Annotated in this window: 21 protein-coding genes; 15 read left to right on the top strand and 6 right to left on the bottom strand. The window is 73.2% G+C overall.

From position 1 onward, the window contains the following. The first annotated feature begins 6 nt into the window (after positions 1 to 6). The 8 genes from fmt (at position 7) to J3P38_RS18145 (ending at position 7166) form a co-directional block, all read left to right on the top strand. Positions 7 to 948, top strand: coding sequence for a methionyl-tRNA formyltransferase (gene fmt / locus J3P38_RS11710; RefSeq protein ID WP_210503764.1), 942 nt, complete (start codon positions 7 to 9; stop codon positions 946 to 948). After that, positions 945 to 1358, top strand: coding sequence for an MmcQ/YjbR family DNA-binding protein (locus tag J3P38_RS11705; RefSeq protein ID WP_210503763.1), 414 nt, complete (start codon positions 945 to 947; stop codon positions 1356 to 1358). Before fmt ends, J3P38_RS11705 begins: the two co-directional genes overlap by 4 nt. Next, the gene (locus tag J3P38_RS11700) at positions 1351 to 2664 is read left to right on the top strand and encodes an RsmB/NOP family class I SAM-dependent RNA methyltransferase (RefSeq protein WP_210503762.1); all 1314 of its coding nucleotides are present in this window, start codon (positions 1351 to 1353) and stop codon (positions 2662 to 2664) included. Before J3P38_RS11705 ends, J3P38_RS11700 begins: the two co-directional genes overlap by 8 nt. A 159-nt stretch (positions 2665 to 2823) precedes the next feature. Then, entirely contained in the window at positions 2824 to 3903 is a 1080-nt protein-coding gene (locus tag J3P38_RS11695; protein WP_210503761.1) for a hypothetical protein, read from the top strand. 23 nt (positions 3904 to 3926) lie between these two features. Then, positions 3927 to 4886 (top strand): non-homologous end-joining DNA ligase, encoded by a 960-nt coding sequence (ligD, locus tag J3P38_RS11690; RefSeq protein ID WP_210503760.1) that lies wholly within the window; start codon positions 3927 to 3929, stop codon positions 4884 to 4886. Between the two features lie 62 nt (positions 4887 to 4948). Next, positions 4949 to 5911, top strand: a complete 963-nt coding sequence (locus J3P38_RS11685; RefSeq protein ID WP_210503759.1) for a lipid kinase — start codon at positions 4949 to 4951, stop codon at positions 5909 to 5911. Positions 5912 to 5920: 9 nt separating this feature from the next. Beyond that, complete coding sequence (rpe, locus tag J3P38_RS11680) at positions 5921 to 6583, top strand: ribulose-phosphate 3-epimerase (RefSeq protein ID WP_210440963.1); 663 nt, start codon at positions 5921 to 5923, stop codon at positions 6581 to 6583. A 118-nt stretch (positions 6584 to 6701) separates the two neighbouring features. After that, positions 6702 to 7166, top strand: a complete 465-nt coding sequence (locus J3P38_RS18145; protein ID WP_210503758.1) for a DUF427 domain-containing protein — start codon at positions 6702 to 6704, stop codon at positions 7164 to 7166. A 134-nt stretch (positions 7167 to 7300) separates the two neighbouring features. On the opposite strand, the gene J3P38_RS11670 is transcribed toward J3P38_RS18145, so the two are convergent. Both J3P38_RS11670 and J3P38_RS11665 read right to left on the bottom strand, forming a co-directional pair. After that, the gene (locus J3P38_RS11670; RefSeq protein ID WP_210440961.1) at positions 7301 to 7528 is read right to left on the bottom strand and encodes a DUF5703 family protein; all 228 of its coding nucleotides are present in this window, start codon (positions 7526 to 7528) and stop codon (positions 7301 to 7303) included. A gap of 75 nt (positions 7529 to 7603) precedes the next feature. Then, positions 7604 to 8551: an aldo/keto reductase gene (locus J3P38_RS11665; protein ID WP_210503757.1), complete on the bottom strand. Its 948-nt coding sequence runs from the start codon at positions 8549 to 8551 to the stop codon at positions 7604 to 7606. A gap of 64 nt (positions 8552 to 8615) precedes the next feature. Between J3P38_RS11665 and J3P38_RS11660 the strand changes: the two genes are divergently transcribed. Further along, a complete protein-coding gene (locus J3P38_RS11660) occupies positions 8616 to 9440 on the top strand; it encodes an undecaprenyl-diphosphate phosphatase (RefSeq protein ID WP_307807874.1) in 825 nt (274 codons plus the stop codon). On the opposite strand, the gene J3P38_RS11655 is transcribed toward J3P38_RS11660, so the two are convergent. After that, positions 9406 to 10644, bottom strand: a complete 1239-nt coding sequence (locus J3P38_RS11655) for an MFS transporter (RefSeq protein WP_307807873.1) — start codon at positions 10642 to 10644, stop codon at positions 9406 to 9408. The genes J3P38_RS11660 and J3P38_RS11655 overlap by 35 nt on opposite strands. Next, a complete protein-coding gene (gene corA / locus J3P38_RS11650; protein WP_210503755.1) occupies positions 10641 to 11621 on the bottom strand; it encodes a magnesium/cobalt transporter CorA in 981 nt (326 codons plus the stop codon). Before corA ends, J3P38_RS11655 begins: the two co-directional genes overlap by 4 nt. A gap of 33 nt (positions 11622 to 11654) precedes the next feature. On the opposite strand from corA, the gene J3P38_RS11645 reads away from it, so the two are divergent. From J3P38_RS11645 to mshC, 4 genes are all read left to right on the top strand, one after another. Next, complete coding sequence (locus J3P38_RS11645; RefSeq protein ID WP_210503754.1) at positions 11655 to 12377, top strand: histidine phosphatase family protein; 723 nt, start codon at positions 11655 to 11657, stop codon at positions 12375 to 12377. A gap of 10 nt (positions 12378 to 12387) precedes the next feature. After that, positions 12388 to 12972, top strand: a complete 585-nt coding sequence (locus tag J3P38_RS11640) for a DUF3090 domain-containing protein (RefSeq protein WP_210440956.1) — start codon at positions 12388 to 12390, stop codon at positions 12970 to 12972. After that, a complete protein-coding gene (locus tag J3P38_RS11635; protein WP_307807872.1) occupies positions 12962 to 13756 on the top strand; it encodes an SCO1664 family protein in 795 nt (264 codons plus the stop codon). Before J3P38_RS11640 ends, J3P38_RS11635 begins: the two co-directional genes overlap by 11 nt. A gap of 66 nt (positions 13757 to 13822) precedes the next feature. Further along, a complete protein-coding gene (gene mshC, locus J3P38_RS11630; RefSeq protein ID WP_210503753.1) occupies positions 13823 to 15061 on the top strand; it encodes a cysteine--1-D-myo-inosityl 2-amino-2-deoxy-alpha-D-glucopyranoside ligase in 1239 nt (412 codons plus the stop codon). 573 nt (positions 15062 to 15634) lie between these two features. Here the strand turns inward: mshC and J3P38_RS11625 are convergent. After that, positions 15635 to 16480 (bottom strand): PAC2 family protein, encoded by an 846-nt coding sequence (locus J3P38_RS11625; protein ID WP_210503752.1) that lies wholly within the window; start codon positions 16478 to 16480, stop codon positions 15635 to 15637. 207 nt (positions 16481 to 16687) lie between these two features. Here J3P38_RS11625 and metH point away from each other — a divergent pair, with 207 nt between their 5' ends. Together metH and J3P38_RS11615 are read left to right on the top strand one after the other, a co-directional pair. Then, the gene (gene metH / locus J3P38_RS11620) at positions 16688 to 20401 is read left to right on the top strand and encodes a methionine synthase (RefSeq protein WP_210504028.1); all 3714 of its coding nucleotides are present in this window, start codon (positions 16688 to 16690) and stop codon (positions 20399 to 20401) included. A gap of 132 nt (positions 20402 to 20533) precedes the next feature. After that, positions 20534 to 22465 carry a PAS domain S-box protein gene (locus tag J3P38_RS11615; RefSeq protein ID WP_307807870.1) on the top strand — a complete coding sequence of 644 codons (1932 nt, stop codon included), beginning with the start codon at positions 20534 to 20536 and terminating at the stop codon, positions 22463 to 22465. Between the two features lie 117 nt (positions 22466 to 22582). Here the strand turns inward: J3P38_RS11615 and J3P38_RS11610 are convergent, their stop codons facing one another. Next, positions 22583 to 24004: a GntP family permease gene (locus J3P38_RS11610; protein WP_210503751.1), complete on the bottom strand. Its 1422-nt coding sequence runs from the start codon at positions 24002 to 24004 to the stop codon at positions 22583 to 22585. Between the last annotated feature and the right edge of the window lie 129 nt (positions 24005 to 24133).

Below are 24133 nucleotides of genomic sequence, written 5' to 3'. Positions count from 1 at the left end.
CGCCTGATGCGCGTCGTCTTCGCCGGCACGCCCGACGTGGCCCTGCCCGCCCTCGACGCGGTCGCGGCCAGCCGTCACGAGCTGGTCGGTGTCGTGACCCGACCCGACGCTCCCAGCGGGCGCGGCCGCCGGCTGGTCGCCAGTCCCGTCGCGCAGCGCGCGGAGGAGATCGGCGTACCCGTGCTCAAGCCGGAGCACCCGCGCGACCGCGACTTCCAGGCGGCCCTGGCCGAGCTGCGCCCCGACGCCTGCCCGGTCGTCGCCTACGGTGCGCTGCTGCCGCAGTCGGCGCTCGACCTGGTGCCGCACGGCTGGATCAACCTGCACTTCTCCGTGCTCCCGGCGTGGCGCGGCGCCGCGCCCGTCCAGCACGCTGTCTGGGCCGGCGACGAGGTCACCGGCGCGACCACGTTCCGCATCGTCAAGGCGCTCGACGCCGGTCCGGTCTTCGGCGTGATGACCGAGCGGATCCGGCCCGACGACACCGCCGGCGACCTGCTCACCCGCCTCGCCGAGGGCGGGGCAGGACTGCTGGTCCAGACGCTCGACGGCATCGAGGACGGCACCCTCGAGGCGCGCGAGCAGCCCGAGGACGGCGTGTCGTTCGCGCCGAAGATCACCGTCGACGACGCCCGCATCGACTGGACGCACCCCGCCGTCGGGATCGACCGCCAGGTGCGCGCCTGCGACCCCGCTCCCGGCGCGTGGAGCACGTTCGAGGGCGAGCGGATGAAGGTCGGGCCGGTGCGCCCGGTGGACCGCGAGACGCTCGCCCCGGGCGTCGTCGAGGTCACCAAGAACGCCGTCTTCGTCGGCACCGCCACCACGCCCGTCCAGCTCGGCGAGGTCAAGCCCTTCGGCAAGAGGCAGATGGGTGCGGCCGACTGGGCCCGCGGCGTGCGCCTCGAGTCAGGGGTCCGGCTCGGCGACCCGGGGTCGTCGACGTGACCGTGCCAGCCCGCCCGGAGGACGTCGACGAGATCTGCGGCAGCATGCCCGAGACGGAGCTCGGGACGTCGTGGGGCGACCGGCCGACGTGGAAGGTGCCCCGCGGCGACAAGGGCAAGGGCTTCGTGCTCTACCGCGCTCCCCACAGGAGCGCGATCGACCCGGACACGGGGGAGATGTACGACGACCTCCTCGTGGTCGTGACGCCCACAGAGGCCGAGAAGCACGCCCTGGTCGAGGACCCGTCGACGCCGTTCTTCACCATCGACCACTTCTCCGGCTACAACGCCGTCCTGGTGCAGCTGTCCCGGCTCGGCGAGATCAGCCGGGAGGAGCTGGTCGAGGTGATCACCGACGCGTGGGCCGCCAAGGCTCCGAAGAGGCTCGTCCGGGAGCACCTCGGTGGCTGAGCGTCGCCGTGCGGCCGACCCGGCGCGGCGGGCGGCGCTCGACGTGCTGACGGCCGTCCGAGTCGAGGAGGCGTACGCCAACCTCGTCCTGCCGCAGGTGCTGCGCAAGCACCGCCTGGCGGGCCGCGACGCCGGCCTCGCGACCGAGCTGGCGTCCGGTGCGATCCGGATGCAGGGGCTCTACGACGCCGTGATCGACGCGTGCCTGACCAAGCCGCGGCTCCAGCCCGAGGTGCGCGACGTGCTGCGGCTCGGGGTCCATCAGCTCCTGTCGATGCGGGTGCCCGACCACGCCGCGATCTCGACCAGCGTCGACCTGGTCCGCGCCGTCGTCGGCCAGGGCCCGGCGGGGCTGGTGAACGCCGTGCTGCGCAAGGTCAGCCGGCGCGACCTCGAGGCGTGGGTCGCCGACGTCGCGCCCGACCGGGCCACGGACCCGTACGGTCACCTCGCGGTGGCGCGGTCGCACCCCCGCTGGGTGGTGGACGCGTTGGGCGAGGCGCTCGGCTCCGACGAGGAGCTCGACGCCCTGCTCGCGGCCGACAACGCCGCGCCGCGGGTCACGCTGGTCGCGCGGCCGGGACTGGCGACGGTCGAGGAGCTGGAGGCCGCCGGCGGCACCCGCACGAGCCGGTCGCCCCACGGCGTGGTGCTGGCCGGCGGCGAGCCGGCCGCGGTGCCGGCGGTCGCCGAGGGCCGCGCCGGCGTGCAGGACGAGGGCTCCCAGCTGGTCGCGCTCGCCATGTCGGAGGCGCCGCTGGAGGGCCGCGACGAGCGGTGGCTCGACCTCTGCGCCGGCCCGGGCGGCAAGGCGGCGTTGCTGGCCGCGCTGGCCGCGCGCCGCGGTGCCACCCTCACCGCCAACGAGCGGCAGCCGCACCGGGCCGCACTGGTCGCCTCGGCGATGCGCGCCGTTCCTCCCGGCACCGCCCACGTGCTCGCCGGCGACGCCATGCGGCCGGCATGGGTGCCGGGGACCTTCGACCGTGCGCTGGTCGACGCCCCGTGCTCCGGGCTGGGCGCCCTCCGGCGGCGGCCGGAGTCGCGCTGGCGCCGGACCCCCGCGGACCTCGACGGCCTGGTCGCCCTCCAGCAGGTCCTCCTCGACGTCGCCCTGGAGTCGGTCCGGCCGGGCGGCGTGGTCGTCTACGCCACGTGCTCGCCCGTCGTCGCCGAGACCACGGCGGTGGTGCGAGCCGTGCTGGAGCGACGCGGTGACACCGACGAGGTCGACCGGTTCCAGCTGTGGCCCCACCGCGACGGCACCGACGCGATGTTCGCCGCCACGCTACGACGCCGGGACTGAGCCCGCGCCGACGGTCCGCACGACCAGCCGTCACCCGGACAGGTGGGCGCGACGCGACATCTCGACGTCGCCTTCGCGTCACCTGTTCCCATCTGTTGTGCGGCCTTGCATGATGGGGTCAGCACGAGCACCGAAGGGGTGCCGGGCGAGGGGAGCGGGATGCACGTGCGAGGTCTCTTGGCCGTGGTCGCCACGGCGGCGCTGACGGTCGCCCTGACCGGCCCGGCCCGAGCCGGCGAGACGCGGACGGTCTCGGGGCCGGCCACGGGCGACGCGGACGTCTACCTGACCTACGTGCGCTGCGACGGCCTGTTCGGCGCCGCCTCCGCCCCGCAGTCGCGCATCAACCTCGGCCCGTACGCCGCCCCGCTCGGGCGCCGGTCGCTGGGGCTGGTCCCGACGACCGCCGGCAGCGCCACCGGCCCCTACACCACGTTCGACTCCCTGGCCGGCCTCGACTCCAGCCTCTCCGTCGCGTCGACCGCGGGCAGCCAGGGCGTCTCGTGGGTGATGGCGGTGACCAGGACCAGCCCGGTCGGCACCGCCTGGCGGGGTCGCGCCACCGTCGCCGCCCCGTCCGGTTCCTGGACGACCGTGTCCACCGCCCGGCTCACCTACGACTGGTCGCTGGTCGAGCTGGCCTCGGGCAAGGTCGTCGACGCCGCCGGCAGGGGCACGCCGGCACAGTTCGCCGCCGAGCACGGTGACGGCACCGGGTTCGCGGTCACCGGCTTCGGCTGCGACGGCAACGCCTTCAACCTCGACGCCGTGCGTGCGTCCGGGTCGACCTTCGACTTCGAGGGCGTGCGGCTGACCACCTCGATCGCGGCCGGCAGGCAGGAGGTCCGCTCCGGCGAGGAGGTCGAGCTCACCGGCCGGGTCACCGACGCCTCGGGCCGCCTCACCGGTGACCCGCTCGTGCTGGAGTCCCGTGCACCCGGGGGCGCGTGGTCGCCCGTCGGCAAGCCGGTGCTCGCCGACCGCGACGGCGTCGCGCGCGTCGCCGTACCCGTGACGGGGACCACCGAGTTCCGCTGGCACCGTCCCGAGGGGCAGTACGCGGACGAGGGGTGGTCGGACGCCGTCACGGTGCGGGTGGCGCCCGAGCAGGGGCAGGCGCCCGAGCAGGGGCAGGCGCCCGAGGAGGGGCAGGCGTCGGGGCAGGGCGCGGCGACCCAGCAGCCCGGGGAGTCGCGGGAGGACCAGCGGCAAGCCGCGTCGGCTCCGTCGAAGCGCTGACCCGGGCCACTAGGGTCGGGGTCGTGGCATCGCCCTACACCGAGATCGAGGTCGACGACCGCATCGTCAAGGTCACCAACCCCGACCGGGTCTACTTCCCCGAGAGCGGCGCGACCAAGCTCGACCTCGTCGAGTACTACCTCGCCGTCGGCGACGGCATCGTCAACGCGCTGTTCGAGCGACCGTGCATGCTGCACCGCTTCCCGACCGGCCTCTCGGGGGACAAGGTGCACCAGAAGCGCCTGCCCGCCGGAGCGCCCGAGTGGGTGGAGACCGTGCAGTTGTTCTTCCCCCGCTGGAAGCGCACCGCCGACGAGCTGTGCGTCACCGAGCTCGGGGCCGTCATCTGGGCGGTGCAGATGTCCACCGTCGAGTTCCACCCGTGGAACAGCCGCCGCGGCGACACGGAGAAGCCGGACGAGTGGCGCATCGACCTCGACCCCGGACCGGAGTGCACGTGGGACACCGTGCAGCAGGTCGCGCACGTGGCGCACGAGGTCCTCGACGAGCTCGGCGCGGTCGGGTACCCCAAGACCAGCGGAGGGTCCGGGCTGCACGTCTACGTCCGGATCCCGCCCGACCACGGCTTCCAGGACGTCCGCCGCGCCGCGCTGGCGTTCGCCCGCGAGGTCGAGCGCCGGGCCGGGGGAGACGTCACCACGGCCTGGTGGCGCAAGGACCGCGACCCCACCCAGCTGTTCGTCGACTACAACCAGAACGCGCGCGACCACACGATCGCTGCCGCCTACTCCGTCCGCGGGGTGCCGAGCGCGCGGGTCTCGGCGCCGATCGGCTGGGACGAGGTGGACGACTGCGAGCCCGACGACTTCACGATGTTCACGATGCCGCGGCGCTTCGCCGGGATCGGCGACCTGCACGCCGACATCGACGACCACCCCTTCGACATCGCCCCGCTGCTCGCGTGGGCCGAGCGGGACGAGGCGGCCGGCGCCGACGCGCCGCCCGAACCCGACGATGACTAGGCACAGGCCGCGCACAGGCGGGCCTCAGACTCCTCTCACCCGTCCGGCCTAGCCTCGGGGCCATGCAGGAGGACACGCCCGCCGAGCCCAGGACCGACCGCGTCGCCGTCGTCGTCAACACCGCGGCGCGCACCGGCGCGCGGCTGCTGCCGCTCCTGGAGGCCGCGCTGCGTCCGGTGGCCGACGAGGTCACGGTGCGGGCCGTCCACGGCGGCACGCAGCTGCTCGACGCGCTGTCGGCTGCCGCCCGGTCCGAGCCCGACCTCCTCGTCGTCGGCGGGGGCGACGGCACCATCGGCGCCGCCGCCGAGATGGTCGCCCACACCCCCACCACGCTCGGCGTCCTGCCGCTCGGGACGGCCAACGACTTCGCCCGCACGCTGGAGATCCCGACGCAGCTCGCCGCAGCCGTGGACACGCTGGTCCACGGGCGCGTCGTCGACGTCGACCTGGGTCGCGTGGACGGCCGTGCCTACCTCAACGTCGCCTCCGTGGGACTGTCGGTCGCGGTGACGCAGCGCCTGACCCCGGGCCTCAAGCGGCGGCTGGGCCGCTTCGCCTACCCCGCCGCCACGCTCGCGGCGTACCGCTCGCACCGGCCGTTCGCCGCCCGCCTCGAGCTCGACGACGGCACCGTGCTCAAGCTCCGCGACCTGATGCAGGTCGCGATCGGCAACGGCCGCCACTACGGCGGCGGGCTCACCGTCGCCCCGCACGCCTCGATCGACGACCACCTGCTCGACGTGTACGCCGTGGAGCAGGGCCGGCTGCTCGACCACGTGTCGGTGGCCCGCCTGCTCCGCACCGGCCACCTGGTCGAGCACGAACGGGTGCACCACGTGACCGCCCGCCGGCTCCGGCTCGTCACGGACGAGCCGCTGCCGGTGAACCTCGACGGCGAGATCGCCGCCACGACCCCGGCCACCTTCGAGGTCGACCGCAACGCCCTGCACGTCGTCGTGCCGGCCGGCAGCCGTGCCGCGCGGATGGACGGCACCCCCGGGCGTGAGGGGGCCAGTCCCTAGGATCGGTGCGTGGGCATCCAGATCACGCCGAGCATCCTCAACGCCGACCTGTCGCGGCTGGCCGACGAGGTCGCGCGCATCCCCAGCGCCGACTGGGTGCACGTCGACGTGATGGACAACCACTTCGTGCCCAACCTGACGCTCGGGCTCCCCGTGGTCGAGGCGCTCGTCAGGCACGCGTCCCAGCCGATCGACGCGCACCTGATGATCGAGGACGCCGACCGGTGGGCTCCGGCGTACGCCGAGGCCGGCTGCGGCTCGGTCACGTTCCACGCCGAGGCGGCGAGGGCGCCGGTCCGGCTGGCCCGCGAGATCCGCGCGCAGGGCGCCCGGGCGTCGATGGCGCTGAAGCCGGCGACCCCGATCGAGCCCTACGAGGCCCTGCTCGCCGAGCTCGACATGGTGCTCGTCATGACCGTCGAGCCGGGCTTCGGCGGCCAAAAGTTCCTCGACCTCTGCCTGCCGAAGATCCGCACGGCCCGCGAGCTGATGCGCAAGCACGGCGTCGAGACCTGGCTCCAGGTCGACGGCGGCGTCTCCCTGGAGACGATCGAGCGGTGCGCCGAGGCGGGGGCGGACGTCTTCGTGGCCGGGTCCGCGGTCTACTCCGCCGACGACCCCGACGCCATGGTGGCCGCGCTGCGCGAGCGCGCCGAGTCGGTCGCCGGCTGATGGACCTCGCGCACCGCCACGACCGGCCCCGGGAGCGCGTCTGCGTCGAGGACCACCGGCGCCGGCACCCGGACGCGCGCCGGGAGGTCCGCGCGTACCGGCCGGGGGAGGAGCCGACGTGACCGAGTCCGTCTGGGACTACCCGCGCCCGCCGCGGGTCGAGCCGACCGGCGAGCACGTCGTCGTCAGTCACGCCGGCGTGGTGGTCGCCGACACCACGGCGGCGCTGCGCGTGCTGGAGACAAGCCACCCGCCGACGTACTACCTGCCGCGCGACGCCTTCGCCGCGGACGTCCTCCGTCCCGCCCGGGGTGCCTCGTGGTGCGAGTGGAAGGGCCGGGCGGCCTACCTCGACCTCGTGGTGGGCGACGAGGTGCTGGCGGCCGTCGCGTGGACGTACCCCACGCCCTCGCAGGGCTTCGAGCGGCTCGTCGACCACGTCGCCCTCTATCCCGGACGCGTGGACCGCTGCACCGTCGACGGCGAGGTCGTCGAGCCGCAGCCCGGCGGCTTCTACGGCGGCTGGATCACCTCGCGGGTCACCGGCCCGTTCAAGGGAGGGCCCGGGACCACCGGCTGGTAGGCGTCAGCCGCACGAGGTCCGACGCGGACCGATGCGGACCGACGAGGACGGTGGAGGATCCGTGCCGCCGGGTGACCCGGGAGCTCCACGATCCGGGCGGCGGGCGTCCTGGCCGCGTACTGGCGCGTACGGCGTCAGCCGGCGAACAGGGTGAGCCGCTGGCGGATGATCTTGCGGCGCAGGACGACACGGCGCTTGCCGTCGTTGCCGATGCGGAGCCGGTCGAGCTCCCAGCCTCCGTGCTCGGCGCGCTCGACCAGCATCCGGGTCACGACGTTGCGGGAGAAGTCCTTGGGCAGCACGAGGGTCTCGAACTCCCACTCCACACCGCGTCCGGGTGGGCGACGCTGGATCCTGGCCATGGTGCCTCCTGCCTGCTCGAGTCTGCTCGGTCTGGTCGGGTCTGCTCGGGTCGGGTCTCGTCCGGCTGCTGCGGGTCAGTCCGCGGACACGTCGTCGAGGGCGTCCACGATCTCGCGGGGCAGGGTCAGCTGCTCCACGCCGAGCACGCCGTCGAGCTGGGCCGCGGTCCGGGCGCCGATGATCGGCGCGGTGACGCCCGGCCGGTCGCGCACCCAGGCGAGCGACACCTCGAGCGGGGACCACCCGAGCCCGTCGGCGGCGCGGGCGACCGCCTCCACGATGCCGCGTCCCCGCTCGTCGAGGTAGACGCCGACGAACCGGGCGAAGTGCTCGTTGGCGGCGCGCGAGTCCGAGGGGGTGCCCGTGCGGTACTTGCCGGTCAGCACCCCGCGGCCGAGCGGCGACCACGGCAGGACGCCGAGCCCGAGCGCGCGGGCCGCGGGGACGACCTCCTGCTCGACGTGGCGGTTGAGCAGGGAGTACTCGACCTGGGTGGACGCCAGCGGCGTGCGGCCGGGCACCGCGCGCTGCCAGGTGGCTGCCTGCGCGGTCTGCCAGCCCGAGTAGTTGGAGATGCCCACGTAGGCGGCCCGGCCGGAGGTCACGGCCAGGTCGAGGGCCTGCAGCGTCTCCTCGAGGGGGGCCTCGTCGGTCCACACGTGGACCTGCCAGAGGTCGACGTGGTCGACCCCGAGCCGCGCCAGGGAGGCGTCGAGCGTGCGCAACAGGTGTCCGCGCGAGGTGTTCGTCACCCGCTCACCGGTGCGTCGCGAGATGCCCGCCTTGGTCGCCAGCACGACCTCGTCGCGAGCCACGACGTCGCCGATCAGGGTCCCGATCAGCTCCTCGCTGGCGCCGTCGCCGTAGCCGGCAGCGGTGTCGAGGAGGGTGCCGCCGGCCTCGGCGAACGCGACCAGCTGGTCACGCGCCTCGTGCTCGTCGGTGTCGCGGCCCCAGGTCATGGTGCCCAGGCCGAGCCGCGAGACCTTGAGCCCGGTCGCGCCGAGGGAACGCTGCTGCATGGTGGTGAGGGTAGCCACGGGTGCTGCAGGGACGAGCAGGGACTCGCCCGTAGGCTCAGCCCCCGTGACGGATCTCCTGAAAGCCGTGGTCCTCGGGATCATCCAGGGACTCACCGAGTTCCTGCCGATCTCCAGCAGCGCGCACCTGCGGATCTTCCCCGAGCTCTTCGGGTGGGGCGACCCCGGTGCTGCCTTCACTGCCGTCATCCAGATCGGCACCGAGCTCGCCGTGCTGATCTACTTCCGCAAGGACATCTGGCGCATCGGCAGCGCCTGGCTGCGCTCGCTGTTCCGGGCCGAGCACCGCGGGACGTTCGACGCCCGCATGGGCTGGTTCATCATCGTCGGCTCGCTGCCGATCGTGGTGCTCGGCGTCCTGCTCAAGGACGTCATCGAGCGCGACTTCCGCAACCTGTGGATCATCGGCTGCACGCTGGTCGTGATGGGCGTGGTGCTGGGCGTCGCCGACCGGGTGGGCCGCACCGACCGGCCGCTGGGCAGGCTGACGTTGAGGGACGCGGTGCTGATGGGCGCGGCGCAGGCGCTCGCGCTCGTCCCCGGCGTCTCGCGCTCCGGGGCGACCATCTCGATGGGTCGGTTCCTCGGCTTCGAGCGCGAGGCGGCCACCCGCTTCGCGTTCCTGCTCGCCATCCCCGCGGTCGTCGGCGCCGGGCTCTTCGAGCTCAAGGAGATCCCGCACGGGCACAACGACTTCGGGTGGGGGCCCACGATCACCGCGACGGTCGTCTCGTTCGTCGTCGGCTACGCCGCCATCGCCTGGCTGCTGCGCTACGTCAGCACGAGGTCCTACACGCCGTTCGTCGTCTACCGCATCCTGCTCGGCGCGGGCACCCTCATCCTGCTCGGCGCCGGGGTGCTGACCGCCTGAACGTGTCGACCAGGAGCCCGAGCGCCACGACCTGGCTGAGCGCCACCACCACGACGAGCGCGAGCAGGGAGCGCTCGTAGAGCCATCCGGCCGCGACGCCACCCACCACCGCCAGCAGACCCTGCACGCCGGCGAACACGCCGTACGCCGTCGCGCGGCGCGGCGCGTCGACCAGGTCGGCCACCACCGCGTTGACGGTGGAGTCCTGGACTCCCTGCGCGATCCCCCAGGCCACCACGCCCGCGAGGACCGCCGCCAGCGTCGAGCCCAGCGCGAGGGCCGGCACGAGGCCGACGAGCACGGGCACCACCAGCAGCACCCGGGCGCCGGTCCGGTCGTAGGCAGCGCCCACCGCGAGCGCCGCGACGGCCTCGACCGCCATCGCGGCGGCGTACAGCAACGGCACCGCGGCCACGGGCAGCAGCCCGTCCACCGTGACGTGGTAGCCGATGACGCCCCACGTCACCAGCCCGCCGGTGGTCAGCGACGCGGCGAGGGCGTAGCGGAAGAAGTCGGGCGACAGCCCGGCACCCACCGCCTCGGCCCACCAGCCGCGCGGGATCGCCGGCGCGTCGTCCGGGGCGGGCGGGCGCGCGTCGTAGGCGGCCGGGTCCGGGACACGGCGGCGCAGCGCGAGCAGGAGCAGCATCGCGACGGCGCCCGGCACGGCCAGCACCGCCAGGCCCCACCACAGCGACGCCACCGCCGCGGCGCCGGACACCACGAGCGGGCCGGCGAACGCGCCGACCTGGTCGAGCGCCTTGTGCACCCCGAAGCCGCGGCCGCGCCCCACCGCGGCCGCCACGTGCGCCAGCAGGGCCGACTTCGACGGCGACCGCACCGCCTTGCCGAGCCGCTCCAGCAGGATCATCGTCACCGCGAACGCCAGCCCCGCCGCCCCGAGCCGGGGCGCCAGCGCGAGGAGCGGCACGCAGACCGCGGTGAGGCCGTAGCCGAGGATCGTCAGCGTCCAGTGGCGGCCGGTGCGGTCGGCGAGCGGCCCGAACGCCAGGCGCAGCACGAGCGCGACCGCCTCTCCGGCACCGGTGACCAGCCCGACGACCACCGCGGACGCGCCGAGTGCGGCCAGCACCGGGCCGTAGACCGACCGGGCGCCCTCGTAGACCATGTCGGCGGCCAGGCTGACGAAGCCGAACCACCACACGACCCGCCAGGCGGTGGGGGCCGTCGCGGGCCGGCTCACAGCCAGCCGGACCTCTTGAACCAGGCGAACAGGGCTGCGGCGACCCCCGCCATCAGCCCGACGGCGAAGGGATAGCCGTAGGTCCAGTGCAGCTCGGGCATGTGGTCGAAGTTCATGCCGTAGATCCCGGCGATCAGCGTCGGCACGACGACCAGCGCCGCACCGGCCGAGATCTTGCGCATGTCCTCGTTCTGCTGCACCGAGATGCGCGCCACCTGGGCGTCGAACGCCGTCGAGAGCAGCTGGTCGAGGTTGTCGATGACCTCCGAGACCCGCTGGAGGTGATCGGCGACGTCGCGGAAGTACGTCGCGGTGTGCGCGGTGACGCGGTCGTCGGCGCCGTGCGCGAAGCGCCGCATCGGCTCGCGCAGCGGCATCACCGCCCGGCGGACCTCCGCGATCTCGCGCTTGAGGACGTAGATGCGGTTCGAGTCGTCGGTGCGGGCGGGGGAGAAGACCGACTCCTCCACCTCGTCGACGTCCACCTCCAGCGAGGCGCCGACCTTCTCGTACTCGTCCACCACGCGGTCGCAGATGGCGTACATGACGGCCATCGGGCCGTGTTCGAGCACCTTCGCCCGGTGCTCGAGGTCGCGGCGGGCCGACGCGAGGTCGATGCCCTCGCCGTGGCGGACGGTCACCACGAAGTCGTCGCCGACGAACAGGTTGATCTCGCCGGTCTCGACCGCGTCCTCCTCGTCGACGTACCAGAGCGTCTTGAGCACCAGGAACAGCGTGTCGCCGTAGTGCTCGAGCTTCGGCCGCTGGTGGGAGTCCCCGGCGTCCTCCACGGCCAGCGGGTGCAGGTCGAACGTCTCCGCGATCAGCCGCAGCTCCTCGGCGGTGGGGTCGTGGATGCCGATCCACTGGAAGTCGCCCGCCTCGCAGGGCACGCGGGTGTGGCCGAGGCTCTGGTCGTCGCCCTCGCGCACGGGGACCCGCCTGCCGTCGCGGTAGAGCGCGTTGTCGACGATCACGGCGCTCAGGCTAGTCCCACTAGGGTCGTCGTCGTGCCCACCGTCATCCTCGTCCGCCACGGGCGCTCCACGGCCAACGCGACGGGTGTCCTGGCCGGCCGGCTCGCCGGGGTCCACCTCGACGAGGCCGGCGTCGCACAGGCCGTCGCGGTCGGGGAGCGGCTGGCGGGCGTACGTCTCGCCGCGGCCGTCACGAGCCCGCTCGAGCGGTGCCGGGAGACCGCCAGGGAGATCACCTCCCGGCAGGCCGCGCCGCTGCGGGCCGGCACCGACAAGCAGCTCACCGAGTGCGACTACGGCGAGTGGCAGGGCCGGCCGCTGAAGGAGCTGGCCAAGGAGAAGCTCTGGCGCACCGTGCAGGCGCAGCCGTCGGCGGCGACCTTCCCGGGCGGGGAGTCCATGCGGGCCATGCAGGACCGCGCCGTGGCCGCCATCCGCCGCCACGACGCGCGCGTCGCGTCGGAGCACGGCGACGACGCCGTGTGGCTCGCGGTCAGCCACGGCGACGTCATCAAGTCGGTCCTGGCCGACGCCCTCGGGACCCACCTCGACCTCTTCCAGCGCATCTACGTCGACCCCGCGTCGGTGTCGGTCGTGCGCTACACCGAGACGCGTCCCTTCGTGCTCGGCACGAACACCCACGGCGGTGACCTGGCCTGGCTCACGCCGCCGCGCAAGCCGCGCCGCACGTCCCGCGCGCGCCGCGCGGACGCCGAGGTGGGTGGAGGGGCCGGGCCTCAGACAGCAGGGTCCTAGGGTGAGTCACATGCCCGTCGTGCACCGCTTCGACCCGCCCGAGCGCTTCGTCGCCGGCACCGTTGGCGAGCCCGGCTCGCGCACCTTCTTCCTCCAGGCGCGCGAGGGCACGCGGCTCGTGAGCGTCTCGCTGGAGAAGCAGCAGGTGCAGGCCCTGGCGGAGCGCATCGACGAGCTCCTCGACGAGCTGATGCGCGCCGCCGGCGACGAGGTGCTCATCCCGGCCATCGCGCCGCGCGACCTCGTCGACGCCCAGCCGCTGGAGCAGCCGATCGAGGAGGAGTTCCGGGCCGGCACGATGACGCTGTCGTGGGACGGCACCGACGAGCGCGTGGTGATCGAGGTGTTCCCCTTCACCGAGGCCGCCGTGGTGTCCCCCGAGCAGCTCCAGGAGGACCTCGAGGACCTCCTCGAGCCGGAGCCGGAGGAGATCTTCCTCGTGCGCATCACCGCGGCAGCGGCCCGCTCCTTCGTCGAGCGGGCGCGGTCGGTCGTCGAGGCCGGACGCCCCGACTGCCCCTTCTGCGGCGAGCCGATCGACCCCGACGGCCACCTGTGCGTGCGGGCGAACGGCTTCCGGCGCCGTGATCCCTGACCACCCCTCCCCGGAGGCGCTGCCGGACGGCTTCCCGACCGGCACGCTCACGCTCCACGGTCGCGTGCTGCCCGCCTCCAACGCCACGTTCGTCGGCGAGCTCGGCGGCGTGCGGGTGGTCTACAAGCCGATCGCGGGGGAGCGGCCGCTGTGGGACTTCCCCGACGGCACCCTCGCCGCGCGCGAGGTGGGGTCGTACGCCGTCTCGCAGGCGCTGGGCTGGGACATCGTCCCGCCGACCGTGCTCGGCGACGGGCCGCACGGGCCCGGGATGGTGCAGCTGTGGCGCGACGAGGTCGAGGACCAGGCGCCGGTCGACATCGTCGCCGAGGGTGAGGTCCCGGCGGGCTACCGCCACGTCTTCGACGGGCTCGACGCCCACGACCAGCCCGTCTCGCTGGTGCACGAGGACTCCGCAGCGCTGCGGCGGATGGCGCTCTTCGACGTGGTGGTCAACAACGCCGACCGCAAGGGCGGGCACGTCCTGCCGATGGCCGACGGGCACCGCCACGGCGTCGACCACGGCCTGACGTTCCACGTCGAGCACAAGCTGCGCACCGTGCTCTGGGGGTTCGTCGGCGAGCCGATCTCCGCCGACGAGGACCGGGCGCTGCGCCGGCTCGCCGCCGCCCTCGACGCCGAGCTGGGCGCCACGCTCGCGGCCTCGCTCACCGACGACGAGGTCGCCACCACGCGGCGGCGCGTCGCCCGCCTGCTGGCCCGCGGCGAGTTTCCCGCGCCTGCGTCGTCGGCGTACCCCGTCATCCCCTGGCCGCCGTTCTGATGCCGGACCGCGCCCACCGAGGTGCGCGGGCACGGCGCTCGACGGCCGGCCGATAGGCTGCGCGACATGCGCGCCTGGTCGTCCCCCGACGTTCCCACCCTGCCCGTGACGGGCCCCGTCGTGCGGGTGCACGACACCGCGACCGGCGCCCTGGTGGAGACCCGTCCGGAGGGTCCGGCGCGGATGTACGTCTGCGGGATCACGCCCTACGACGCGACCCACATGGGCCACGCGGCGACGTACGTCGCCTTCGACCTGCTCAACCGCGCCTGGCGCAACGCCGGCCACGAGGTGACCTACGTGCAGAACGTCACCGACGTCGACGACCCGCTGCTCGAGCGGGCCGAGAAGGTCAAGGTCGACTGGGCCGAGCTCGCCCAGCGCGAGACCCAGCTGTTCCGCGACGACATGGAGGCCCTGCGCGTCCTGCCGCCGGCCCACTACATCGGCGCGGTGGAGTCGATCCCGCTGGCGATCGCGGTGATCGAGCGCCTCCAGGCGGCAGGCGCGATCTACCAGGTCGACACCGACCTCTACTACTCCGTCACCGCGGACCCCGCGTTCGGCGAGGTGTCGGGGTGGGAGCGTGCGCAGATGCTGGACATCTTCGGCGAGCGCGGCGGCGACCCCGACCGTGAGGGCAAGAAGGACCCGCTCGACTGCGTGGTGTGGCGCGGCGCGCGCGACGGCGAGCCGTCGTGGCCGAGCCCGTTCGGTCCCGGACGCCCGGGCTGGCACGTCGAGTGCACCGCGATCGCCCTCGAGCACCTCGGCGCGTCGTTCGACGTCCAGGGCGGCGGCAGCGACCTGGTCTTCCCGCACCACGAGATGGGGGCCGGGCACGCGCAGGTCGCCGAGCCGGGGGTGCCGTTCGCGCGGGCCTACGCCCACGCCGGGATGGTGGCCTACGACGGCGAGAAGATGTCGAAGTCCAAGGGCAACCTCGTCTTCGTCTCCGCGCTGCGGATGAGCGAGGTCGACCCCATGGCGATCCGCCTCGTGCTGCTGCGCCACCACTACCGCAGCGACTGGGAGTGGACCGACGACCAGCTCTGGGACGCCGTCGACACCCTCGAAGACTGGCGTCGCGCCCTCGCGCTCGGCGCCGGGGCGCCCGCCGCGCCGGTGGTCGAGCGCGTCCTCGCCGCCCTCGCCTCCGACCTCGACGCGCCCACCGCCGTGGCGGCCGTCCAGGACTGGGTCGAGGCCACCCTCGGCACCCATGGCCTCGCGGACACCTCGGACCCCGAGGCGGCGGCGACCGTGCACCGGCTGGTCGACGCGGCGCTGGGCCTGTCGCTCTGACGTAGGTACGGGGCGGTGCGTGAGGCAGGTTCTCGCGGTTCGGAACCTGCGCCACTCACCGCCGGCGGCGTGTCGGCGTACGTCGGGCGGGCGGGCGGTGCGTGAGGCAGGTTTCGGCGGTCCGGAACCTGCGCCACTCACCGCCGCGCGGGTGTGTCGGCGTACGCCGCGCGGATAAGCGGTGCGTGAGGCACGTTCCCGCCGCCCGGAACCTGCGCCACTCACCGCCGCGCGGGTGGGCGGTGCGTGAGGCACGTTTCCGCCGCCCGAAACCTGCGCCACTCACCGCCGACGGGCGTGTCGGCGTGCGTCGGGCGCCCAGCGGTGCGTGAGGCACGTTTCCGCGCTCCGAAACCTGTCTCACTCACCGCCGCGCGGGTGGGCGGTGCGTGAGGCACGTTTCCGCCGCCCAAACCTGCGCCGCTCACCGCCGCGCGGGCGTCTCGGCGTACGCCGGGCGCCCAGCGGTGCGTGACGCACGTTCCCACGGTCCGAAACCTGCGCCACTCACCGCCGACGGGATCGCCGACGAGCGAGCCGGCGTACGCCAACCGCAAGGGGGAGGCGGCGCGGTCAGTCCGTGTCGCGGCGCTTGAGGTAGCGCTCGAACTCGCGGGCGATCGCCTCGCCGGAGGCCTCCGGGAGGTCGGCGGTGTCGCGGGTCTCCTCGAGGGCGCGCACGTAGTCGGCGACGTCCTCGTCCTCCGCGGCGAGCTCGTCGACGCCGCGCTCCCACGCCTTGGCGTCCTCGGCGAGCTCGCCCAGCGGCATCGGCGCCTGCAGCAGCTCCTCGAGCTGCCCGAGCAGCGCGAGCGTGGCCTTGGGGCACGGCGGCTGCGCGACGTAGTGGGGGACCGCGGCCCAGTAGGACACGGCGGGGATGTCGAGCTGCGTGCACGCGTCGTTGAAGACCCCGACGATGCCGGTCGGACCCTCGTAGGTCGACTGCTCGAGCGCGAGCCGGTCGACGAGCTCGGGCTCGCTGGCGGTGCCCGTGACCGGGATCGGCCGGGTGTGGGGCGTGTCCGCGAGCAGCGCGCCCATCGTCACGACGAGCTCCGCGCCCAGGTCGTCGCACGCGGCGAGCAGCTCGGCGCAGAACTGGCGCCACTTCATGTTCGGCTCGATGCCGCGCACGAGGATCACGTCGCGGTCGAGCTCCGCCGGCCGCGCGACCGCGATGCGGGTCGTCGGCCACGTGAGCCGGCGGTGCCCGTTGTGGTCGGTGCCGATGACGGGCCGGTTGACCTGGAAGTCGTAGAACTCCTCGGGGTCGATCGCGCCGATCACCTCGGCCTTCCACTGCTCCATCAGGTGGTCGACCAGCCCGGAGGCGGCGTCGGCGGCGTCGTTCCACCCCTCGAACGCCGCGATCACCACGGGGGAGACGAGGTCCTGCACGTCGTCGAACTCGATCACCTGCTCAGCCTAGGCCGCGCGGCCCAGCGTGCCGTCGTGATTTCGCCGCCCGACGCGCCGGTGCCACCATGTGGGAACCACGTCCGCGCGTCGGACCCCGTCCTAGGCTGGCACCCACCGCAGCCCGAGAGGAGCCACGCAGCCGTGGAGCCGCAGCACCGCCCAGACGCCACCGCCGCGCTGACGGCAGTCCTCCGCGAGCGGATCATGGTGCTGGACGGCGCGATGGGCACGGCGATCCAGCGCGACCGGCCCGACGAGGCGGGGTACCGCGGGGAGCGGTTCGCCGACCACCCCAGCGACCTCGTCGGCAACAACGACCTGCTCACCCTCACGCAGCCGGCCCTGATCCGCGCGATCCACGAGGACTACCTCGCCGCCGGCGCCGACATCATCGAGACGAACACCTTCAACGCCAACGCGATCTCGCTCGCGGACTACGGTCTCGAGGAGCTGGCCTACGAGCTCAACGTCGAGTCGGCGCGGCTCGCCCGCCAGGCCGCGGACGCCGTGGCCACCGACGAGCGGCCGCGCTGGGTGGCGGGCGCGCTCGGCCCCACGACCCGCACGGCGTCCATCTCGCCCGACGTCAACGACCCCGGCGCGCGCAACGTCACCTTCGACCAGCTGGCCGACGCCTACCTCGTCGCGGCCCGCGGCCTCGTCGACGGCGGGGCCGACCTGCTGATGATCGAGACGATCTTCGACACCCTCAACGCCAAGGCCGCGATCTTCGCGGTCGAGACGCTCTTCGAGGAGCAGGGACGCCGCTGGCCGGTGATCGTCTCGGGCACCATCACCGACGCGTCGGGTCGTACGCTCTCCGGCCAGGTCACCGAGGCCTTCTGGGACTCCGTCCGGCACGCCCGCCCGCTGGCGGTCGGCCTCAACTGCGCCCTCGGCGCGCGCGACATGCGCCCCTACGTCGCCGAGCTCTCCCGCCTGGCCGACTCGTTCGTCAGCGTCTACCCGAACGCCGGCCTGCCCAACGCGTTCGGGGAGTACGACGAGACGCCCGAGCAGACCGCCGCCGTCCTCGCCGAGTTCGCCGAGGCCGGCTTCCTCAACATCGTCGGCGGCTGCTGCGGCACGACGCCCGACCACATCGCGGCGATCGCCGGCGCCGTCGAGGGCCGGGCGCGCCGGGAGCCCGTGCCCCACGAGCCCGTCATGCGGCTCTCGGGCCTCGAGCCGCTGACGATCACCGAGGACAGCCTGTTCGTCAACATCGGCGAGCGCACGAACATCACCGGCTCAGCTCGCTTCCGCAAGCTCATCAAGGACGGCGACTACGACACCGCGCTGGGCGTCGCAGCCCAGCAGGTCGAGGCCGGCGCCCAGGTCATCGACGTCAACATGGACGAGGGCATGATCGACGGCGTCGCCGCGATGGACCGCTTCCTCAAGCTGATCGCGGCCGAGCCCGACATCAGCCGGGTCCCGGTGATGGTCGACTCCTCCAAGTGGGAGGTGATCGAGGCCGGCCTCAAGTGCGTGCAGGGCAAGGCGATCGTCAACTCCATCTCGATGAAGGAGGGCGAGGAGGCGTTCCGCGAGCACGCGCGCCTGTGCCGCAAGTACGGCGCCGCCGTCGTGGTGATGGCCTTCGACGAGGACGGCCAGGCCGACAACCTCGAGCGCCGCAAGGCGATCTGCGAGCGTGCGTACCGGATCCTCGTCGAGGAGGTCGGGTTCCCGCCCGAGGACATCATCTTCGACCCCAACGTCTTCGCGGTCGCGACCGGCATCGAGGAGCACGCGACCTACGGTGAGGACTTCATCGAGGCGACGCGGTGGATCAAGCAGAACCTGCCGGGCGCCAAGGTGAGCGGCGGCATCTCCAACGTCTCGTTCTCGTTCCGGGGCAACAACCCCGTCCGCGAGGCGATCCACGCCGTCTTCCTCTACCACGCCATCCGCGCCGGCCTCGACATGGGCATCGTCAACGCCGGCGCGCTCGTCGTCTACGACGAGGTCGACGCCGAGCTCCGCGAGCGCATCGAGGACGTCGTCCTCAACCGGCGGCCCGACGCCGCCGAGCGGCTGCTCGAGATCGCCGAGCGCTACAACGTGGCCGCGGCCGACGTCGAGGAGGCCGAGGACGAGTGGCGCGGGCTGCCGCTGCGCGAGCGGATCACGCACGCCCTGGTGAAGGGCCTCGACCAGCACGTCGAGGCCGACACCGAGGCGCTCCGCGCCGAGATCGCCGCCGCCGGAGGCCGCCCGATCGAGGTCATCGAGGGCCCGCTGATGGACGGCATGAACGTCGTCGGCGACCTCTTCGGCGCCGGCAAGATGTTCCTGCCCCAGGTGGTCAAGAGCGCCCGCGTGATGAAGAAGGCCGTCGCCTACCTGATCCCCTTCATCGAGCAGGAGAAGCTCGACAACCCCGCCCTCGCCACCGCGAAGGACACGAACGGCACGATCGTCATGGCCACGGTCAAGGGCGACGTCCACGACATCGGCAAGAACATCGTCGGCGTGGTGCTGCAGTGCAACAACTACGAGGTCATCGACCTCGGCGTCATGGTGCCCGCGCAGAAGATCCTCGACGCCGCGCAGGAGGTCGACGCCGACATCATCGGCCTCTCCGGCCTGATCACCCCCTCGCTCGACGAGATGGTGAACTTCGCCGCCGAGATGCAGCGCCTCGGCCTCGACATCCCGCTGCTCATCGGCGGTGCCACGACCTCCCGCGCCCACACGGCCGTCAAGATCGACCAGAAGTACGACGGCCCCGTCGTCTGGGTCAAGGACGCGTCCCGGTCGGTGCCGACGGCGGCCGCGCTGCTCGACGCCGGGCAGCGCGAGAAGCTCATGGCCGACGTGCAGACCGACTTCGACGCCCTGCGGGCGCGCCACGCGGCCAAGCACGACCGGCCGCTCGTCACGCTCGCGCAGGCCCGGGCCAACGCGACGCCGATCGACTGGTCGGGCTACCGCCCGCCCAAGCCCCACATGCTGCTGCAGCAGGACCACGCCGTCTCCACGGTCGTCGACACCCCGGTCGCGCAGCACGTGCGGGTGCTGCGCGACTACGACCTCGCCACGCTGCGCCGCTACATCGACTGGCAGCCGTTCTTCAACGCGTGGGAGATGAAGGGCGCCTTCCCCGACATCCTCAACAACCCGAGCTCGGGTCCCGCGGCCCGCAAGCTCTACGACGACGCCCAGGCGATGCTCGACCAGGTCGTGGAGGAGAAGTGGATCCGGGCGCACGGCGTCGTCGGGTTCTTCCCCGCGAACTCGGTCGGCGACGATATCGAGCTCTACCTCGGCAGCGACCGCAGCGAGGTCCACGCCGTGCTGCACCAGCTCCGGCAGCAGGGCGAGCACCGCGACGGCGTGCCCAACCGCTCCCTGGCCGACTTCGTCGCACCCCGGGAGACGGGCCTGCCCGACCACGTCGGCGCGTTCGCGGTGACCGCGGGCGACGGCCTCGCCGAGCGCGTCGCCGCCTACCGCGCGGAGCTCGACGACTACAGCGCGATCCTCCTCGAGTCGCTGGGCGACCGCCTCGCCGAGGCCTTCGCCGAACGCCTCCACGAGCGGGTGCGCAAGGAGCTCTGGGGCTACGCACCCGACGAGCACCTCGACAACGTCGGGCTGATCAAGGAGCAGTACGACGGCATCCGTCCCGCCCCCGGCTACCCCGCGTGCCCCGAGCACACCGAGAAGCGCACCCTGTGGGAGCTGCTCGACGTGGAGCACCACACCGGCATCCGGCTCACCGAGTCGATGGCGATGTGGCCAGGCGCGTCGGTCAGCGGCTTCTACTACTCCCACCCGCAGTCGCAGTACTTCGTGGTGGGCCGCCTGGCCCGCGACCAGGTCGCCGACTACGCCGAGCGCAAGGGCTGGACCCTCGCGGAGGCCGAGCGGTGGCTCTCGCCCAACCTCGGCTACGACCCGGAGGACTGAGCGAGCCGTCCCTCGGTGTCGGCGACGCGCATCGGGAAGGGGCGTGGGGGGAACCGCGGCAGGAGGCGAGTCGTGGTACACACTGCGGGGTCGCGAGAGTGTGGTGGGCCCGGCAGATGGAGGATCGTGAAGGTGGCGGAGCCCGGCAAGGTGTCGGTGGTGCTGGTCGACGACTCGGTCGACGTGCGCACTCTGGTGCGCATGCGGCTCGAAGCCTCGGGCACGTTCGAGGTCCTCGGTGAGGCCGCGGACGGGGAGCAGGCCATCGAGCTGGTGATCCGGCACGAGCCGGAGCTCGTGCTCCTCGACGTCTCGATGGCAGCCATGGACGGTCTCGAGACGCTGCCGTCGATCCTCGCGGTGCGGCCGGACACAGCGGTCGTGATGTTCAGCGGGTTCAGCGGCGACCACCTCGCCATGGAGGTCCGCGAGCTCGGCGCGCTCGACCTCATCGAGAAGTCGATCCCTCTGGAGGAGCTCCCCGACCGGCTCCTGCGGAGCCTGCGCGGAGCGGGGGCGGAGGCCGTCGCAGACATCCCTCTCCCGCCGGACGAGGACCCCGAGGAGCTGCGCGAGGCGGGCGTCGACGTGGCGCGGGTGGAGCAGGAGATCCTCGACGACCACGTCGAGGGGTTCCGCGAGCTCTTCGACCGAGCAGCGATCGGCATGGCCACCCTGACCGTGCACGCCACGATCGTGCGGGCCAACGACGCCCTCGCCGACCTGATGTCGTGCGAGCCGAGGGAGCTCGTCGGTGTCGACTACGGCCGCCTGACCGGTGGGCTGGGCGACGTCCTGGACCGCCACCTCGAGACGTTGCGGACCTCGCAGGAGAACGTGGCGACGTTCGAGCACCCCATCCCGGGGCTGCCCTGGGCCACCGAGGTGCGCACCGCCCGCGTGACCCTGGTCCCGATCCGCGACTCGGTCGGGCAGATGCTCTACGTCTTCGCGCAGGTCCAGGACATCACCGCCCAGCGCACCGCCGAGGAGGAGCTGCACCGCACCGAGGAGAAGTTCCGCCTCCTGGTCGCCGCCGTCGAGGAGTACGCCGTGTTCATGCTCGACGCCAGGGGGCTGGTGATGAGCTGGAACGCGGGGGCGCGGCGGATCAAGGGCTACCAGGCGAACGAGATCGTCGGGCGCCACTTCCGGGTGTTCTACCCCGAGGAGGAGCAGCTGACCGGCCATCCCGAGCGCAACCTCGAGGCGGCGCTGCGCGACGGGTCGTTCGCCGAGGAGGGCTGGCGCGTACGCCAGGACGGCAGCCGTTTCTGGGCAAGCGTCGTCATCACCCCCGTCCACGACGACCGCGGTCGGCACATCGGTTTCGCCAAGATCACCCGCGACCAGACCGAGCAGCGCGAGAACGCCGAGAACCGGCTGGAGGCCATGGCCGAGCAGGCGCGGCTGCTCGCCGTGACGGCACACGAGCTCAGGAACCCCACGGCCGTGATCGACGGCAGTGCGCATGCCCTCCAGATGTCGGAGCGGCAGATGACCCCCGAGGAGCGCGAGCGCTTCTTCCGCGGCATCCGGAGCAGCGCGGACCGGCTCCGCCGGCTGGCTGCCGACCTGACCGCGGCCTCGCAGCTGCAGGGCGGCGGCATGCACTTCCGGGCCGAGACCGTCTCGCTCCGCGAGCTGGTGCGGAGCGCCGCGCTGCGGCGGGCGGCCGCGAGCCCCGCCGTCCACGTCGAGGTGGACGTCCCCGACGGGGCCGTCCTCCGTGCCGACGAGGTGCGCCTCGCCCAGGCGCTCGACAACCTGCTCGACAACGCCGTCCGCCACGGATCCCCGCCGTTCAGCGTGGCGGCGACAGTGCGCGACGACCAGGTCGAGCTCCGGGTCACCGACGCCGGCCGGGGCGCGCCCCACGAGCTGGTCCCACGGCTGTTCGACCGGTTCGCCACGGCCGGTGCCACCAGCGGGACCGGCCTGGGCCTCTACCTCGTGCGCGAGATCGCCAGGGGCCACGGCGGCGACGCCGTCTACCAGCCCCCGGCCGAGGACAGCCCGACGACGTTCGTCATCCGATTCCCCCTGGACGCCGGAGACCGGTGACCGGTGACCGGCTCGACCGCGGTCGTCCTGCTCGAGTCGATCGCGACCCGGCAGACCGACCCCGAGAGTTTCCGCCGCGCGCCTGGCTCAATACCCGCCCCCGTGGCGAGGGCCCGGTCAGAGGACCAGCGCGGCCGCCATCACGAGCGGCAGCGACACGACCGACGCCACCGAGGTGACGAGCGTCAGCGTCTTGAGCGTGCCCTTCGTCGAGAGCCCCAGCAGGGACTTGAACATCCAGAAGAAGTTGCTGTTGACCTGCAGCGCGAACATCGCGCCCGACGCGATGGCGAGCCCCACGACAATGGGGGAGACCGTGATCGAGTCGAGGACCGGCGCGATGATGCCGGCCGCGGTGATCGCCGCGACCGAGACCGAGCCGATGGCCAGGTGCAGCACCGCCGCGATGAACCACGCGAGCAGGATGCTCAGCACCACTGGCGCGCCGGCGTCGGCCGAGAACAGGTCGCCGAGCACCTTGTCGAGGCCGGTCGCCTCGATGACCGCGCCCAGCGAGCCGCCCACGCCGGTGATGAGCAGGATCTCGCCGGTGGTGTGGAAGCCGTCCTCCATCGCCTCGTTGGTCCGCTCCGGGCCCACCGAGGCGCGGGACAGGGTGTAGGCCCCCAGCAGGCCGATGAAGAGGGCGACGTTGGCGTCGCCGAGGAACGCGATGACGTCGGTGGACCAACCGCCGAGCTCGGCGAACGCGCCGAAGGCGATGAGCAGCAGCGGGACGAGGATCGGCAGCAGGAGAACCAGCAGCGGCAGGCGGCGTACGCCCTCACCGGCCTCGGCGGCGCTCGCGGACGCCTCGGTCTGCGCGAGGGCCTCCTGCGAGGAGCCCGCCTCGCCGGTCAGGTAGGCGCGGTCGGCGGCCTCCTGCTCGATCATCGCCTCGTCGGGCTCCTCGTCGGTCGCGACGTTCCAGAAGCCGCCGGCGTGGAAGAGCAGCCGCATCAGCATCGTGGACACGACCGCGGTGACGAGGCCGATGACCACGCCGTAGACGAGCCAGTCGCCGAGCCGGATGTCGAGCAGCCCCGCGATCGAGATCGCGGCGAGGCCCGGGATGACGAAGACGTAGCCGGCGAAGATCCCGCAGCCGAGCGCGGAGGCCAGGACGGGCAGACCCACCTTGCCGATGAACGGCGAGGCGGAGCGCGCCACCGGCGCGGCCAGCACGACCTGCACGTCGACGTAGATCGAGGGCATCACCACCGCGAGCATCGAGGTGAGCGCGTACGGCAGCCGGCCCGGACCCACCCGCTGGACCAGCAGCCCGACCAGGCGGCGGAACGCGCCGGTGGAGTGGAGCAGCGACCCGATGAGGACGCCGAACCCGATGAGGAGGCCGACCTCGGCCATGATGCCGCCGAAGCCGGTCGTGATCGCCTCGATCGTGCCCGCGAAGCCGACGCCGGCCGCCAGCCCGAGGTAGAGCGAGCCGAGGATCAACGAGATCACGGGGTCGATGCGCACCCGGATGATGAGCGCGATCACCAGGAGGATGGCGACGGCGGTGTGCAAGGCGACCATGGGCTCCCCAGACGATGTGCAGACGGTGTTCGCATCCTCGAGAGGCTCCCGAGTGGCCCCTGTCTACCGGTGCTGGGTGCGCCTTGACCAGTCGCGGCCGAGGTGCGGGCCGGGGTGTGGGCGGCGGCG

Origin of the sequence: Nocardioides xinjiangensis (genome assembly GCF_017916455.1) — a bacterium.
GTDB classification, from domain to species: domain Bacteria; phylum Actinomycetota; class Actinomycetes; order Propionibacteriales; family Nocardioidaceae; genus Nocardioides; species Nocardioides xinjiangensis.
This window is presented reverse-complemented; position numbering and strand designations above follow the sequence as displayed.

Coding starts and splice junctions, on each gene's coding strand:
- fmt (WP_210503764.1), top strand. CDS start 7: ATGCGCGTCGTCTTCGCCGGCACGCCCGACGTGGCCCTGCCCGCCCTC.
- J3P38_RS11695 (WP_210503761.1), top strand. CDS start 2,824: ATGCACGTGCGAGGTCTCTTGGCCGTGGTCGCCACGGCGGCGCTGACG.
- J3P38_RS11685 (WP_210503759.1), top strand. CDS start 4,949: ATGCAGGAGGACACGCCCGCCGAGCCCAGGACCGACCGCGTCGCCGTC.
- J3P38_RS11670 (WP_210440961.1), bottom strand. CDS start 7,528: ATGGCCAGGATCCAGCGTCGCCCACCCGGACGCGGTGTGGAGTGGGAG.
- J3P38_RS11665 (WP_210503757.1), bottom strand. CDS start 8,551: ATGCAGCAGCGTTCCCTCGGCGCGACCGGGCTCAAGGTCTCGCGGCTC.
- J3P38_RS11640 (WP_210440956.1), top strand. CDS start 12,388: ATGCCCGTCGTGCACCGCTTCGACCCGCCCGAGCGCTTCGTCGCCGGC.
- mshC (WP_210503753.1), top strand. CDS start 13,823: ATGCGCGCCTGGTCGTCCCCCGACGTTCCCACCCTGCCCGTGACGGGC.
- metH (WP_210504028.1), top strand. CDS start 16,688: ATGGTGCTGGACGGCGCGATGGGCACGGCGATCCAGCGCGACCGGCCC.
- J3P38_RS11610 (WP_210503751.1), bottom strand. CDS start 24,004: ATGGTCGCCTTGCACACCGCCGTCGCCATCCTCCTGGTGATCGCGCTC.